The 14,441-nt window shown below is 69.3% G+C and carries 14 protein-coding genes; 10 read left to right on the top strand and 4 right to left on the bottom strand.

Translation table 11 applies throughout. The features are described from left to right. Window positions 1–23: 23 nt before the first annotated feature. From DNK52_RS03570 to DNK52_RS03555, 4 genes are all read left to right on the top strand, one after another. Window positions 24–2,042, top strand: coding sequence for a vWA domain-containing protein (locus DNK52_RS03570; protein ID WP_110239561.1), 2,019 nt, complete (start codon window positions 24–26; stop codon window positions 2,040–2,042). Window positions 2,043–2,108: 66 nt separating this feature from the next. Continuing rightward, on the top strand, window positions 2,109–3,539 hold the full coding sequence (locus DNK52_RS03565; protein ID WP_110239559.1) for a carboxypeptidase-like regulatory domain-containing protein: 1,431 nt from the start codon (window positions 2,109–2,111) through the stop codon (window positions 3,537–3,539). Between the two features lie 169 nt (window positions 3,540–3,708). Beyond that, window positions 3,709–4,725 (top strand): carboxypeptidase-like regulatory domain-containing protein, encoded by a 1,017-nt coding sequence (locus DNK52_RS03560; RefSeq protein WP_162598585.1) that lies wholly within the window; start codon window positions 3,709–3,711, stop codon window positions 4,723–4,725. Then, window positions 4,719–6,104: a carboxypeptidase-like regulatory domain-containing protein gene (locus tag DNK52_RS03555; RefSeq protein ID WP_110239555.1), complete on the top strand. Its 1,386-nt coding sequence runs from the start codon at window positions 4,719–4,721 to the stop codon at window positions 6,102–6,104. The genes DNK52_RS03560 and DNK52_RS03555 overlap by 7 nt, the downstream gene beginning before the upstream one ends. 6 nt (window positions 6,105–6,110) lie before the next feature. Here DNK52_RS03555 and msrA read toward each other — a convergent pair whose 3' ends face one another. Then, entirely contained in the window at window positions 6,111–6,755 is a 645-nt protein-coding gene (gene msrA, locus DNK52_RS03550) for a peptide-methionine (S)-S-oxide reductase MsrA (RefSeq protein ID WP_239455360.1), read from the bottom strand. A gap of 90 nt (window positions 6,756–6,845) precedes the next feature. Between msrA and DNK52_RS03545 the strand changes: the two genes are divergently transcribed. From DNK52_RS03545 to ilvA, 3 genes are all read left to right on the top strand, one after another. Continuing rightward, window positions 6,846–8,006 (top strand): cystathionine gamma-synthase, encoded by a 1,161-nt coding sequence (locus tag DNK52_RS03545; protein ID WP_110239553.1) that lies wholly within the window; start codon window positions 6,846–6,848, stop codon window positions 8,004–8,006. Between the two features lie 65 nt (window positions 8,007–8,071). Beyond that, on the top strand, window positions 8,072–9,427 hold the full coding sequence (locus DNK52_RS03540) for an AI-2E family transporter (RefSeq protein ID WP_110239551.1): 1,356 nt from the start codon (window positions 8,072–8,074) through the stop codon (window positions 9,425–9,427). Next, the gene (gene ilvA / locus DNK52_RS03535; protein ID WP_239455359.1) at window positions 9,424–10,653 is read left to right on the top strand and encodes a threonine ammonia-lyase; all 1,230 of its coding nucleotides are present in this window, start codon (window positions 9,424–9,426) and stop codon (window positions 10,651–10,653) included. The genes DNK52_RS03540 and ilvA overlap by 4 nt, the downstream gene beginning before the upstream one ends. An 87-nt stretch (window positions 10,654–10,740) precedes the next feature. On the opposite strand, the gene greA is transcribed toward ilvA, so the two are convergent. Further along, window positions 10,741–11,235, bottom strand: a complete 495-nt coding sequence (greA, locus tag DNK52_RS03530) for a transcription elongation factor GreA (protein ID WP_110239547.1) — start codon at window positions 11,233–11,235, stop codon at window positions 10,741–10,743. A gap of 129 nt (window positions 11,236–11,364) precedes the next feature. Further along, on the bottom strand, window positions 11,365–11,760 hold the full coding sequence (locus tag DNK52_RS03525; protein ID WP_162598584.1) for a DUF4307 domain-containing protein: 396 nt from the start codon (window positions 11,758–11,760) through the stop codon (window positions 11,365–11,367). Window positions 11,761–11,849: 89 nt separating this feature from the next. Between DNK52_RS03525 and mca the strand changes: the two genes are divergently transcribed. The 3 genes from mca to DNK52_RS03510 all read left to right on the top strand — a co-directional run bounded on the left by mca (window position 11,850) and on the right by DNK52_RS03510 (window position 13,366). Further along, window positions 11,850–12,734, top strand: a complete 885-nt coding sequence (gene mca / locus DNK52_RS03520) for a mycothiol conjugate amidase Mca (RefSeq protein WP_204163351.1) — start codon at window positions 11,850–11,852, stop codon at window positions 12,732–12,734. Window positions 12,735–12,746: 12 nt separating this feature from the next. Further along, the gene (locus DNK52_RS03515; RefSeq protein ID WP_110239541.1) at window positions 12,747–13,028 is read left to right on the top strand and encodes a hypothetical protein; all 282 of its coding nucleotides are present in this window, start codon (window positions 12,747–12,749) and stop codon (window positions 13,026–13,028) included. A gap of 80 nt (window positions 13,029–13,108) precedes the next feature. After that, window positions 13,109–13,366: a GlsB/YeaQ/YmgE family stress response membrane protein gene (locus DNK52_RS03510; protein ID WP_239455358.1), complete on the top strand. Its 258-nt coding sequence runs from the start codon at window positions 13,109–13,111 to the stop codon at window positions 13,364–13,366. Between the two features lie 303 nt (window positions 13,367–13,669). On the opposite strand, the gene trhA is transcribed toward DNK52_RS03510, so the two are convergent. After that, window positions 13,670–14,389: a PAQR family membrane homeostasis protein TrhA gene (gene trhA, locus DNK52_RS03505; RefSeq protein WP_110239539.1), complete on the bottom strand. Its 720-nt coding sequence runs from the start codon at window positions 14,387–14,389 to the stop codon at window positions 13,670–13,672. Between the last annotated feature and the right edge of the window lie 52 nt (window positions 14,390–14,441).

Genomic DNA, 14,441 nt, shown 5'->3' with positions numbered 1-14,441 from the left:
CGAGTTCGAGTGAGCAGACGTCGATGACCCGCTACGAGCGCTACGCCGGGGGAGACCCGCTGGCGCCACCCGTCGATCTCGCCGAGGCACTGGGGGCCATCGGTGAGGACGTGATGGCCGGCTACTCGCCCGAGCGGGCGATGGCGGAGTTCCTGCGTCGTGGTGGTGAGGACCAACGCGGTCTCGACGACCTGGCTGCGATGGTGGCCCGCAAGCGGCGCGAGCTGCTGCAGCAGCACAACCTCGACGGCACCCTCGAGGAGGTCCGCGAGCTCCTTGACCAGGCAGTGCTGGCCGAGCGCAAGCAACTGGCCCGCGACGTGAGGATGGACGACGGTGACCGGGCGTTCCGTGAGCTCCAGCTCGGCAACCTCCCGCCGTCGGCCGCGGCCGCGGTCACCGAGCTCTCCTCCTACGACTGGACCAGCAGCGAGGCCCGGGAGAAGTACGAGGCGATCAAGGACCTGCTCGGGCGGGAGATGCTCGACCAGCGCTTCGCTGGCATGAAGCAGGCGCTCGAGGGCGCGACCGACGAGGACCGCGCGGCCATCAACGAGATGCTCTCCGATCTCAACGACCTGTTGGCGGCGCACGCCCGCGGCGAGGAGACGGACGAGCACTTCGCTGACTTCATGGCCAAGCACGGCGACTTCTTCCCCGAGCAGCCCCGCAGCGTCGACGAACTCCTCGACGCGCTCGCCGCCCGCGCCGCCGCGGCCCAGCGGATGTTCAACTCGATGAGCGCCGAGCAGCGCGCCGAGCTGGCGCAACTCTCGGCGCAGGCCTTCGGGTCACCGGAGTTGGCCCAGCAGTTGGCCCAGATGGACTCGCACCTCCAGGCCCTGCGCCCGGACGAGAACTGGGACGGTTCCTCGTCGTTCGACGGCTCCGAGGGGCTCGGTCTGGGTGACGGCACGGGCGCACTCCAGGACATCGCCGACCTCGAGGCGCTGGCCGAGCAGTTGGCGCAGTCCTATGCCGGCGCTCGGATGGACGACGTCGACCTCGACGCGCTCGCGCGCCAGTTGGGCAACGACGCGGCGGTCGACGCCAAGGCGCTCGCCGACCTCGAGCGGGCCCTGCGGGAGTCCGGACACCTCCAGCGCGGCAGTGCCGGCGACCTGCGTCTGAGTCCCAAGGCCATGCGCCATCTGGGCCGCGCCCTGCTGCGCGATGTGGCCACCCAGCTCTCGGGCCGTCAGGGCCAACGCGACGTACGCCGCAGCGGCACGGCCGGCGAGCTGACCGGCTCCGCGCGGGCCTGGGAGTTCGGGGACACCGAGCCGTGGGACGTGACGCGTACGTTGACCAACGCCGTACGTCGCACCGTCGCCGAGGGTCGCAACCCGGCCGGTGGCATGCGCCTGCACGTCGACGACATCGAGATCGCCGAGAGCGAGGCCCGTACGCAGGCTGCCGTGGCGCTGCTGGTCGACACCAGCTTCTCGATGGCGATGGACGGACGCTGGGTGCCGATGAAACGGACTGCTCTGGCGCTGCACCAACTGATCAGCACGCGTTTCCGCAACGACAACCTGCAGCTCATCGGCTTCGGCCGGCACGCTCGGGTGATGGAGATCGACGAACTGACTGCGCTCGACTCCCGTTGGGAGAAGGGCACGAACCTGCACCACGGTCTGCTGCTCGCCAACCGGCACTTCCGCAAGCACCCCGGTGCCCAGCCCGTGCTGCTGGTGGTCACCGACGGTGAGCCGACCTCGCACCTGGAGTCCAGCGGACAGGTCTGGTTCAACTACCCGCCGCACCCGGTGACCCTGGCCAAGACCGTGGCCGAGCTCGACGCCTCACGGCGGCTCGGTGCGCAGACCACCTTCTTCCGGCTCGGTGAGGACCCCGGTCTGGCGCGCTTCATCGAGTCGATGGCGCGTCGGGTCGACGGGCGCATGGTCTCGCCCGAGCTCGATGATCTCGGGGCAGCGGTGGTTGGCTCCTACCTCGGCTCCAGGGCGAGCGCGCGCGAGGGCGGTGGCGGGTTCGGGGCCTTCGGTGGCTGGGGCGGCCGCGGGGACTGGGCTGACTGAAGAGCCACCCACGGCGGGCCTGGTCTGCCAGACTCGACTCGAGCGAGGGTCCGCGTAGGGGGAGAGATGGACGCACGGGTTCGCGATGTGGGGGTGGCTGGCGCGGCCACTGCCGTGGTGGCAGCGTTCGTGTTCGCGGCCGGTTACGGCTGGACCAAGGTCGATCCGATGGCCGCGGGCTCGTCGCGCTCCAGTGGACAGACGGCGGTGACCACGAGCGCTACCGACGCGAACGAAGCGTCAGCGCCGGCCGAGGGGGAACCCGAGGAGACCACGGGAGAGATCGTCGGACGGGTCACGGACTCGGATGGCAGTCCCGTTCCCGGGGTCAAGGTCTGGGAAGTGTCGCGGTTCGGCGTCGAACTGCAGGGCAACTGGGAGTTGCCGCACGACGTGCTCAAGCCGACGCTCGCAGAGACCCCCGCCACCACCGACGAGGACGGTCGATACCGCTTGGAGGTGCGCACCACTTATCCGGAGGGCTACGTCCTTGCCTTCAGGTCGCCGGGCGAGGGAAAGGCCTGGATGTTCAGTGGCGGCGCTGCGCACTTCCTCGACGCCCAGGCCATCGAGGTGCCGGCTGACGGCAAGACTGTCCATGACCTGGTGTTGCAGCGAGCCGGGAGCATCGAGGGACGCGTCTTCGGACCAGGTCTGCAGACGCGCAATGGTCAGTCGCCCTGGACCTTGGAGGCGGTCCGCGTCGACGGGGAGGAGCCGCGCCTGGTCCGGCAGGTGCCGTTGACCTCGCGACGCTGGACCCTGGACGGGCTGCCCCCGGGCACCTATCTGGTCGCGGTCACCTCAGAGGACACCGGTGACATCTTCCACCAGAGCGCGGTCCGACCTCGGCGAGCGACGAAGATCAAGGTCGCCGCGGGCGCGCAGATCGCCGGGATCAACGTGGCCCTGCGTAGGCCGGGCCGTGTGGAGGGGCGCGTGGTGGACCGTGCCGGCCGTCCGATGGCCGGGGTCAAGGTGGTGCTGGTCGGCGGTTGGATCAACGGGAAGGGTGGCTCCGCGGCTGACGTCGCCGGCAGCGCCACGACCGACGGCAACGGCCGGTGGAGCACCTCAGTGCCGACCGGTGACTACAGCGTCCACCTGCACCAGACACCGCCGTTCAACCGCAGCGTGGAGGCCGGATCGGTCTCTGTGACCGCCGGGCGCGAGGTGTCCCACGACGTCACCACCGATCGCCGCGCGAGCATCGCCGGTCGGGTGTCGGTGCCGGCGAGGTGGCAGGGCGCCAGCATCGGGATCGAGAATCGTCAGGGCTCGGACTGGACGCTCACGGCGTGGCTCGAGTACGACGCCGAGGACGGTTCGTTCTCCATGTCCGGCTTGACGGAGGGCACCTATCGCCTGGTCGCCCAGGACTCGGAGGGGCAGCCGCTGCGGCTGGTCGCCACCGGTGTCCACGCGCCCGGTCGCTTCGTTCTTCGCGACGGCTTGGTGCTGACCGAGTTGGACCTGCGGGTGCAGCGGCTCAGGTAGTGACGGTTCGCCCAGGTCGCGTGACCGTCAAGTCGCTTGGTGCCGCGCTGTGCGAGGACGGACCTCGGCGGCCAGCGACGTGAAACTGTGCAGGCGTTGACGACTCGCACCGTTCGGCGAATTCGCGAGACGTCCTACCGTTCTCCGTGGTGTAGGTCACACTGCCTTCATGGGGCGACGGGGATTTGCATGGCTCGCAGCAGGCACGGGCGGCACCGTGATCGGTGCGGGCGCGTTGCTCGTGGGCGTCCAGGCCAGCCATGGCTCGGCCTGGTGGCAGGAGGAGCCGTGCGCCCCCACGGAGACACGTACAGCAGGGGAGCCTGCCCTGGGTGCAGTCGTGCACGGACAGCTCAGCGACCCGAAGGGCGATCCCGTCGAGGGAACCGAGGTGCGCGCCACGCAATCGGTGCCTTCCCTGCGGGGAGCAACGTCGCCGGAGTGGAGTGACCGCACCGACGCCGACGGCTGCTACCAACTGCGGGTGACGCCAGGCGCGCTCGCGGTCGTCGCCGAGCCGGCCAGCAGCAGATGGGCCACCCGGTGGTTGACCGGCGCCGACTCCGAGGCCGGCGAGCAACCACCCCTCGAGGTCGGTGAAGTCATCCGGTTGGACGCCACCCTGCGTCCCGGTGCCACTCTGTCCGGTCAGGTCACGGTGCCGTCAGCACATCCGGCGACCGCCGTGCTCCTTCGTCGCGACGACCCGCAGTGGTCGCGCCGCGAGGCCCCGGTCAAGGACGGGCGGTACGAATTCGCAGGGCTGCCCGAGGGGGAGTACGCGGTCGGCGTCCACACGACGATCGGCACCCGGGCGTACGCCCCGCGGGTCCAGCGCGAGGAGCAGGCCCGGGTGGTCCGCCTCGGGGAGGCCGAAACCATCGACGACGTCGATGTGGAGGTGCCTGCCCCTGCCGTGGTCACCGGGCGACTGACCACACCCCAGGGGGCGGGAGCCTCCGGGACGACCGTTTCGTTCTTCAACGGGTGGGGACCCACCTTGACCCACACCGAGTCCGTCACCACCGACGGTCGAGGCCGCTACCGGGTCGAGCTCGGGCCGGGCCCGTGGGTGGTGGCCACCGAGGTCAAGGGCTGCGGTGCCACCCAGTTGCCTCAGGTCAGGGTGCGGGCCCGTGCCACGTCGTTGGCTCGCTCCTTCTCGACGGAGGACCTCTCATGCTGAAGATCCTGCGCGAGTACGCGGAGTTGTTGCTGGGCCTGGGGTTGTTGGGCGTCGTCATCGGGGTGATCGTGCTGGTCCAGCCCGACCGCGCCGGTGACTCTGCTTCCGTATACGACGCCCCCGAGCCGTCGACCGTCACGCTGACGCCCGAGCCCGAGCCGACATCCGAGCCTGAACCTGTTGCTGTCGGTGTCCTGCACGGGCGCGTGCGGGACTCGGCCGGCCGTCCTGCCGCCGGGGTGAAGGTCCAGGCCGCCAGCGAGCCGTTCGAGGGGGTGACGCTCAGGCTGGGATGGCTGGCGCCAGGTCCGGTCCGCAGCGCCAGGACCGACGCCGAGGGCCGCTACCGCTTCGCTGACCTGCCGGTCGGAGCGCACCGGGTGGCCGTCGGCTCGAAGAAGGGGCCCTGGGCGCTCGCCTGGCACCCGAGTGCGGCGGCCGTGGGAGGCGGCGAGAGTGTGGACGTCGGCGTGGACGTCCCGACCCGTCTGGACATCGAGGTGACCCCGGAGGCGAGCATCGGCGGGCGCGTGCAGGTGTCGCCGGGACAGACGTACTCCGTGGTCCTGGAGCAGCGCGTCACCCCCACGCCGGAGCGGCCTTATCCGTGGCTGGAGGTGCGCAGTGCCGAGGGACGGTCGGGCCCTTATGGATTCGACCACCTGCCGGCCGGCGACTACCGGGTGCTCGTCAAGGCCTCGGGCAGTGGTGAGGTCTATGCCCCCGCCGCCACGTCGGCGCGACGTGCAGCCGTCGTGGAGCTGGAGGCCGGCCAGAGCATCGCTGGAGTCGACGTCACCGTCCCCGAGCCCGCCGTGGTCACCGGGAGTCTGACGACCTCGACCGGGATGCCGATCGCTGATCATGAGATCACCTTCCACGGCGGCTGGCGTGTCGTCGACTCGCGGTTCCCCCCAGCCCCCTCCATCGCCGTCACCACGCGGACCGACGCCTCAGGGCGTTACCGCAAGGAACTGCCGAGCGGGACCTGGGACGTCGAGATCGACTCCTGCGGGTACTCGTTCGAGATCGAGGTGCGGGTGGTCGCCGGTGACACGCTGGTCAAGGACATGACCACCGATGCCGTCGCCTCGGTTTCGGGACGGGTGACGCGAGCGAAGGGCCGCTCGGTGGAGGGGATTCAGGTCTCGGTGAACAGCCCGGACTCCGCGTGCGCGCCCACCGCGCTCACCGGTGCCGACGGTAGGTGGACCGTCCGCGGCGTCAACCCCGGCCCGGCTCGGGTCGGATACGGCATCCATACCGGGGGCGTCTTCACCGAGTACTTCCACCCGGGCACCCTCGATATCAAGGGTGCGGAACGAATCCGGGTACGGCTCGGAGCGAAGCTCACCGGGGTGGACGCCGTCCTCGAGTGACGGGCCTCAGGCGTCTGCCGGGAAGACCACACCCGTGTTGGCGTGGCAGCGGTAGCCGTTGGGGTTCTTCGCGAGGTACTGCTGGTGCTGGTCCTCGGCGTAGTAGTACGTCGGCGCGGGCTCGATCTCGGTGGTGATCGTGCCGAGGCTTCGCCGTTCGAGCTCCTGGCCGTAGATCGCGGTCAACTCGCGCGCGGTGGCCTCCTGCTCCGGCGTCGTGAAGTAGATCGCCGAGCGGTACTGCGTGCCGACGTCGTTGCCCTGGCGCATGCCCTGGGTCGGGTCGTGGATCTCGAAGAACTTCTTGACCAGGTCGGCGAAGGAGACGACGTCGGGGTCGAAGACGATGCGTACGGCCTCGGTGTGGCCGGTCCGACCCGAGCACACCTCCTCGTACGTCGGGTGGGGCGTTACGCCACCGGCGTATCCGACCGACGTCGACCAGACGCCGTCGAGCTGCCAGTAGAACTCCTCCGCGCCCCAGAAGCAGCCGAGGCCGAAGATGGCGACCTCGTGACCGGCTGGGATCTCCTGGCTGAGGACGGGGGTGCCGAGCACCAGGTGCTCGCCGAGCGTGAAGGAGCGCTCGGGACGACCGGGCAGGGCCTGGTCGGGGGTGGGCAGGGCGGTCTTGGGGCGGCCGAACAACACGGTGGGCTCCAAACGCTGGTGGGGGAGAGGTACGTGTCAGTCAACACCGTGGCCCCTCATCCTCTTCCCGAGCCCGGGTAAGGTCAGGGCGTGAGCAACCAGCAGTGGGACAAGTCCGGGTTCGAGACCAAGGCCATCCACGCCGGCTACGAGCCGGACGAGATGACCGGTGCGGTGATCCCGCCGATCTACGCCACCAGCACCTACAAGCAGGACGGCGTCGGCGGGATGCGCGGCGGCTACGAGTACAGCCGCTCGGCCAACCCGACGCGTACGGCCCTGGAAGGTGCGCTGGCCTCCGTGGAGTCCGGGGAGCGCGGTTTCGCCTTCGCCTCCGGCCTGGCCGCCGAGGACACCCTGGTCCGCGCGCTCTGCCGTCCGGGTGACCACGTGGTGCTGCCCAACGACGCGTACGGCGGCACCTACCGCCTCTTCGACAAGGTGGAGAAGGCCTGGGGTCTGGACCACACTCCCGCCGTGCTCTCCGACGTCGAGGCCGTCCGGGCCGCTGTCCAGCCGGGGCGTACGAAGCTGGTCTGGGTCGAGACCCCGACCAACCCGATGCTCAACATCGCCGACATCGAGGCGCTCGCCGCCGTCGCCCACGAGGCCGGCGCGCTGCTCGTCGTCGACAACACCTTCGCCTCGCCCTACCTGCAGCAGCCGTTGACGCTGGGTGCCGACGTCGTCGTGCACTCGACGACGAAGTACGTCGGTGGTCACTCCGACGTCATCGGCGGCGCGCTGGTCGTCCGCGACCTGGACCTGGCCGACAAGATCGCCTTCCACCAGAACTCGATCGGCGCCGTGCCCGGCCCCTTCGACTGTTTCCTGACCCACCGTGGTCTCAAGACCCTGGCCGTACGCATGGAGCGTCACTGCGACAACGCCGAGAAGATCGTCGAGTTCCTCGCCGGCCACCCGGCGGTCGAAGAGGTCATCTACCCGGGCCTGTCCACCCACCCCGGCCACGAGGTCGCGAAGAGGCAGATGAAGCGCTTCGGCGGGATCATCTCCTTCCGGGTCAAGGCCGGCGAGCAGGCCGCGCTGGACGTCTGTGCCAAGGCCGAAGTGTTCACGCTGGGCGAGTCGCTCGGCGGCGTGGAGTCGCTGATCGAACATCCGGGCCGGATGACCCACGCCAGCGTCGCCGGCACCGACCTCGAGGTCTCCGCGGACCTGATCCGCCTCTCGGTCGGCATCGAGACCGTCGAGGACCTGATCGCAGACCTGGACCGCGCGCTCAGCTGAGCTTCCTCTGGGCTGACCGCAGTTCGCCCCGGGCCCCGGGTTGCGATGTCGCTTAACCTGAGCGGGTGACCAACGACGAACAGGTCGGTCGGACCGACGAGGGTGCCACCACCGCGGCCAGTCCCGGGACGCACGACGCGGCCTCGCGGGAGGAACAGCCACCCGGACCTGCGGGAGCCAGACTCAGCGGACGGCTGACGCAACAACTCTCCCAGCAGTGGGACCGTCTGCGTGCCGAACGCCGCAGCGACGAGGTGGCCCGCCCCGTGGCCCCCGGAGTCTCGAACTTCTCGCGCGCCCAGGTGCCCTGGGGGCTCGACCTGGCCGCGGCCTGGTCGTGGCGCTTCCTGGTCATCGCGGTCGCCGGCTACGTGATCGTCACGACGGTGGCGCGCTTCTCGGTGGTCACCCTGCCGCTCGCCATCGCCCTGTTGCTGGCGGCCCTGGTCAGCCCGTTGGTCCGACTCGGTGTCCGGATCGGGATCAGCCAGAGCATCAGTTCGCTCTTCAGTGTGGTCTTCACCTTCAGCCTCGTCGGGGTGCTGCTCACCTTCGCAGGTCAGCAGGTGATCAACGGGGCGAACGACCTGGCCGGCCAGGTGGTGGAAGGCCTCGACAAGATCCGCGCCTGGCTGCGCGACGGGCCGCTGAACGCCAGTGACAGCCAGATCAACGACTACATCGCCCAGGTGCAGGAGGCGATCACGGAATGGTCGAAGTCTGACGCCCTCGGCCAGGTCACCGACATCGGAACGGCCGTGGGGCACGTGACCGCCGGCTTCTTCATCGTTCTCTTCGCGATGTACTTCTTCCTCGCCGACGGCTCCCGGATCTGGGCGTGGATGGTCCGGCTCTCGCCGCGTGCCGCTCGCGAGTACGTCGACTCCTCGGGACGGGTCGCCTGGGTCTCGCTGACCCAGTTCGTCCGGGCCACGGTGGTGGTCGCCTTCGTGGACGCGGTCGGCGTCATGGCGGTGGCGGCCTTTCTCGGGCTCCCCTTCATCCTCGCGATCGGGGTGCTGGTCTTCCTCGGCGCCTTCGTCCCGTTGATCGGCGCCACCCTCGCCGGCGGTGTCGCCGTGCTGGTGGCGCTCGTCGACCAGGGGCCACTCACCGCCCTCTTCATGCTGCTCGGGGTCATCGTCGTCCAGCAGATCGAGGGCAACATCCTGCAACCGTTCCTGATGGGCCGCTTCGTCGCGATCCATCCCCTGGGGGTGCTCGCCGCCATCGGTTGCGGTCTCCTCCTGGCGGGCGTCGCCGGCGCTCTGATCGCGGTGCCGTTGGTGGCGGCGGTCAACGCGGTCGTGCTGCACCTGGCCGGTCAGGCGAACCTCGCGGAGGTCGACCAGACCGAGGCGGAGGCTGATGCCGACGATGAACAGGTGGAGTCCGTCGAGACCGAGAGGAGTTCCCGGTGAGTGGACCCGGACAGCCCACACCGGGCGTGCCGACGATCGCTGACGTGCACGCCGCAGCCCGCCTGCTGGAAGGCGTTGCCGTGCGTACGCCCATGGAGACCTCGCGGTGGCTCTCCGACGTCGTCGGGGGACCGGTCAGCCTGAAGTGCGAGAACCTCCAGCGCACCGGCTCCTTCAAGGCGCGCGGCGCCTACGTCCGCGTCGCAGGGCTCACGGAGGCCGAGCGGGCCGGCGGCGTGGTGGCCGCCTCGGCCGGCAACCACGCCCAGGGCGTGGCGCTCGCCGCCCAGCGACTGGGCATCGCTGCCACCGTCTTCATGCCCGAGGGGGCCCCGATCCCCAAGGAGAAGGCCACCCGTGGCTACGGCGCCGACGTGGTCTTCTCCGGCGCCCACCTGGAGGACGCTCTGGCGGCGGCCAACGCCTTCGCCGACGAGACCGGCGCGACCTTGATCCACCCCTTCGACCATCCCGACATCGTGGCCGGTCAGGCGACCTGCGGCCTGGAGATCCTCGACCAGGTGCCCGACGTGCGGACCGTCCTGGTGCCCACCGGAGGCGGGGGCCTGTTGGCCGGCATCGCACTGGCAGTGAAGGCAGCCCGACCCGACGTACGTGTCATCGGCGTCCAGGCCAGCGGTGCCGCGGCCTTCCCGGACTCGCTCGCCGCCGGGCAGCCCCGGGCGCTCGAGGCAATGGCGACCATGGCGGACGGCATCGCCGTCGGCCGGCCCGGCGAGATCACCTTCGCGATGGTGCGCGACCTCGTCGACGAGGTCGTCACCGTCAGCGAGGAGTCCCTCTCGGGGGCTCTGCTGTCGTTGGTGGAGCGGGCCAAGATGGTCGTCGAACCGGCCGGGGCAGCAGCCGTCGCGGCACTGCTGGACGATCCGTCGCGGTTCGAGACCCCCGCCGTGGCGGTGCTCTCGGGCGGCAACATCGATCCGTTGCTGCTCGGCAAGGTGATTCGGCACGGGCTCGCCGCGGCCGGTCGCTACCTCTACCTACGGGTCTGCATCAAGGACCGCCCCGGCGGACTGGCCGCACTGCTGGCCGACGTCAGCGAGACCGGCGGCAACGTGCTGGAGGTCGCCCACGAGCGGACGTCGCCGACCCTGGCGATCGACGAGGTCGAGGTCCGCATCCAGTTGGAGACCCGAGGGGTGCCCCACGCCCGTGAGGTCGCCGCGCTGCTGCGCGAGCGGGGTTACCGAATCATCGAGTAGGGCCCGGGGGACACGGCGCACAACGACACAACCGGCCCCGGGTGGACCGGAGCCGGTTGCGGCGAAGGTGGTGCTGGGCGAGGTGCGTCAGCCGGTGAAGGGCTTCGCCTTGAGGATCTCGATCGTGATCGCCTTGCCGTTGGGGGCCTCGTAGGAGACCTGCTCGCCCACCTTGTGGCCGCTGATCGCGGTGCCGAGGGCGGACTGCGGTGAGTAGACCGTCAGGCCCTCCTCCTCGATCTCGCGGGCGCCGAAGAGGAAGGTCTCCTCGTCTCCGAAGTCGATGAACTTCACCGTCACCTCCATGCCGGGCTCGACGATGCCGTCATCGGCCGGCGTCTCGCCGACCTCGGCACGCCGCAGCATGTCCTCGAGCTGACGGATCCGGGCCTCCTGCTTGCCCTGCTCGTCGCGGGCGGCGTGGTAGCCGCTGTTCTCCTTGAGGTCGCCCTCGTCTCGTGCGGCGCTGATCGCGTCAATGGTTTCCTGGCGCTTGGGGCCCTTGAGGTCCTCGAGCTCGGCCTGCAACTTGTCGTAGGCCTCCTGGGTCAGCCAGATGGTGCCTGCGGTCGACTGGGTCATGGGTGTACTCCTGTGGACAAAAGCAAAAACCCACGGGGCTCGTCACGCACTGAGCGGCGCGATCTTCCCTGAGAGCCCTGCGGGTGTGTCAGATGTGTTCCCACTGTAGCAATGCTCGCCCAGTGCGGCTCACCGATAGCGCGACTGACCCTCAGCGCGACAGCCGACGACCTCCGCGCTGGTCGCCTTGCGCTCGGTGCGCACGGTGACCTCGTGCCTGCCCTCGGTGGCGGTGAAGGGCAGTTCGCCGACGATCGACTTGTCGACCGAGAGGGCCCGGACCAGGCACTCTGCCTCGTCGACGCCGTCGAGCCGTACGTCCATCCGCACGTCCACGGCGTGCTCGCCGGTGACCTCATAACCCACGATCCCGGACTCGGCCTCGGGGTCACCATGGAAGAAGGCGGCCCAGGCGAGCCAGGCGAGGAAGACGACCGCGAGCAGGACGGTGAGGGCGATGGCGATCCGACGGCGGACGGGGGAGGGAGCGCCGTAACGGTCTGCAAGCTCTGCCGAGGTGGTCACGGGATCAGCCTGCCATCCGCGCCAAGGTCGCGGGAGTCCGGAGGGCACTGGAGAGGCGTTGTCGGTCCTGTCTGCCTAGAATCGCGAGCATGTCCGCAGCTCCCCGTGCAGGTTTCCGCCTCATGCACGTCCATGCCCATCCCGACGACGAGTCGAGCAAGGGCGCAGCCTCCACGGCGATGTATGTCGCCGAGGGGGTCGACGTCCACGTCGTGACCTGCACCGGGGGTGAGCGCGGCTCGATCCTCAACCCGAAGATGGACCGCCCCGACATCGCCTCCAACATCACCGAGATCCGGCGCCAGGAGATGGAGCGGGCGCGCGACATCCTGGGCGTACGCCAGGACTGGCTCGGTTTCGTCGACTCCGGGTGGCCCGACGGTGACCCGAAGCCGCCGCTGCCCGAGGGCTGCTTCGGCCTGATGGACGTCGCCGAGGCCGCGGCGCCGCTCGTCGCGCTCATCCGGGCGTTCAAGCCGCACGTGGTGACCACGTACGACGAGAACGGGGGCTACCCGCACCCGGACCACATCATGTGCCACAAGGTGGGGGTCCACGCCTTCCACGCGGCCGCCGACCCGGAGCAGTATCCCGACGCCGGCGAGCCGTGGCAGGCCGCGAAGCTCTACTACCACCACGCCTTCAACTGGCACAAGATCGAGGCGCTGCACCAGGCCATGCTGGATCACGGGCTCGAGTCCCCGTACGGCGAACGCCTCGACTCCTGGAAGCGGGACCCGTCGTGGGACGCCCGGGTGACGACGAAGGTGCCCTGCTCGGAGTTCTTCGGCGTCCGCGACCAGGCGCTCCTGGCCCACGCCACCCAGATCGACCCCGACGGCTTCTGGTTCGCGATCCCCAGGGAGATCCAGGAGGACGTCTGGCCGACCGAGGACTTCGAGCTCGTCGTGAGCCACGTCGAGAGCACCCTGCCCGAGGACGACCTGTTTGCAGGGATCCAGCCGGACGCCTGACACACTGGCCTCATGCTCGATCTCCTGGACCCCTCACTCATCAGTTCGTTCCTCGACCTGGCCGACATCTCCGAGCCGGTCCCCGAGGACAGTGAGGTGAAGGCGGGCTACGTCGCGCTCTTCCTGTGGCTCGGGATGGCCGTGGCCGTGGGCCTGCTGGGCTGGAGCCTGATCCGCCAGTTCCGCAAGACCGCCATCAGCAAGGCGAAGGGGCTGTACGGGGACAAGCCGACCATGGCTCCCGACGGCACCCCGATCCCCGACGACGGCTCCGAGGCCGACGAGCGCCCCTGACCACGAGGCGAATCCGAACGTCGGCCACCTCACGAAAATTGCAGGTTTCCGCCGCACCGCATCGCGGGTATGAGGGCCGCATGGCAATTATCGGATTCCTCGTGTTCGGCCTCTTCGTGGGCGCAATCGCTCGACTCATCAAGCCCGGCAAGCAGAACTTGTCGCTGGTCATGACCCTGGTGCTGGGTGTGGTCGGATCGCTGATCGGCGGCATCGTCGCTTCTTTCTTCGGCACCGGCGACATCTTCGAGCTCAACATCCTCGGCGCGGTGGTGGCGATCATCGCTGCGGTGCTTCTCGTCGGCACCGCCGAGGCGCTCTCCAGCAAGAAGTCCTGAACCTGCTCGACCCGCCGTCGGGGTGACGAACAGTCACCCCGGCGGCTGTTCGCTGTCCACACCCGGGTCGTAGGCCCTGGGCGAGCGAGTGGCAGATGTCACGCCGCGTGAACCACTCGCGCATCCTTCATTTCAGGTATGCGTGTGGCAGCATATGAACCTGTTGCACATCGGCGTGATGCCGTCCCAAGAGGACCACTCGCCGTCCTGATCTGGGTGCAGCCGACGGTCCCCCCCATGCGTCGGCTGCACCCTTCCAGCATTTCTGGGCAAGGTCGGACGACCAGTTCGAGCGCCCGTGACTCAGCGCAGCGAGTAGGTGGCCAGCGAGACGCCGACGTAGTGCGTCACGAAGGCGAGAATCGTCAGGCTGTGGAACACCTCGTGGAAGCCGAACCACCGCGGCGAGGGGTTGGGACGCTTGGTGCCGTAGATGACTCCGCCGACCGTGTAGAGCGCCCCACCCACGACCACCAGGGTGATGACGGTGGCGCCCACGGTCTCGCCGTACCGCTGTGCGCCCTCGAGGAAGCCGCCGAAGAAGAAGACCGGGGCCCACCCCAGCGCCATGTAGATGGGGACGGAGACCCATCGGGGGTGTGAGGTCCACCAGACCTTCATCAGCACCCCGGCCACGGCGCCTCCCCAGACGACGCCGAGCATCCACCAACGCTGTGACCCCTGCAGCAGCAGCACCGCGAAGGGGGTGCAGGTGCCGGCGATCAGGATGAAGATGTTGGAATGGTCGAAACGTTGCAGCGCCGCCCGGACCCTGGGGGACCAGTGACCGCGGTGGTAGATCGCGGAGACCGTGAAGACCAGCAGCGCGCTGAACGCGAAGATCGTCGAGGCGATCCTGGTCTGGGTGCTGGGCGACAGGGCGATCAGCGTGATGCCGGCCACCAGCGCCAACGGCACCGTGCCGGCATGCAGCCATCCACGCAGCTTGGGCTTGACCTCGGCGAGGGTGTCCTCGACACGGTCGTGCAGGTGGTCGACGCGCAACCTCAACGAGTCGTTCATCCTTCTAACCTACGCCGACGTAGGCGGTTTTAAACCTCCCCGAGATGGATGT

Origin of the sequence: Nocardioides gilvus (assembly GCF_003194605.1) — a bacterium.
Classification (GTDB): domain Bacteria; phylum Actinomycetota; class Actinomycetes; order Propionibacteriales; family Nocardioidaceae; genus Nocardioides; species Nocardioides gilvus.
Note: the sequence above shows the minus strand (reverse complement) of the source record. Positions and strands in the feature narration are given on the sequence as shown.

Excerpts from the sequence above, each read along its gene's own strand:
- trhA (WP_110239539.1), bottom strand. The coding sequence starts at position 14,389 with ATGAACGACTCGTTGAGGTTGCGCGTCGACCACCTGCACGACCGTGTC.
- DNK52_RS03560 (WP_162598585.1), top strand. The coding sequence starts at position 3,709 with ATGGGGCGACGGGGATTTGCATGGCTCGCAGCAGGCACGGGCGGCACC.
- DNK52_RS03555 (WP_110239555.1), top strand. The coding sequence starts at position 4,719 with ATGCTGAAGATCCTGCGCGAGTACGCGGAGTTGTTGCTGGGCCTGGGG.
- DNK52_RS03515 (WP_110239541.1), top strand. The coding sequence starts at position 12,747 with ATGCTCGATCTCCTGGACCCCTCACTCATCAGTTCGTTCCTCGACCTG.
- DNK52_RS03510 (WP_239455358.1), top strand. The coding sequence starts at position 13,109 with ATGGCAATTATCGGATTCCTCGTGTTCGGCCTCTTCGTGGGCGCAATC.
- DNK52_RS03565 (WP_110239559.1), top strand. The coding sequence starts at position 2,109 with ATGGACGCACGGGTTCGCGATGTGGGGGTGGCTGGCGCGGCCACTGCC.
- mca (WP_204163351.1), top strand. The coding sequence starts at position 11,850 with ATGTCCGCAGCTCCCCGTGCAGGTTTCCGCCTCATGCACGTCCATGCC.
- greA (WP_110239547.1), bottom strand. The coding sequence starts at position 11,235 with ATGACCCAGTCGACCGCAGGCACCATCTGGCTGACCCAGGAGGCCTAC.
- DNK52_RS03570 (WP_110239561.1), top strand. The coding sequence starts at position 24 with ATGACCCGCTACGAGCGCTACGCCGGGGGAGACCCGCTGGCGCCACCC.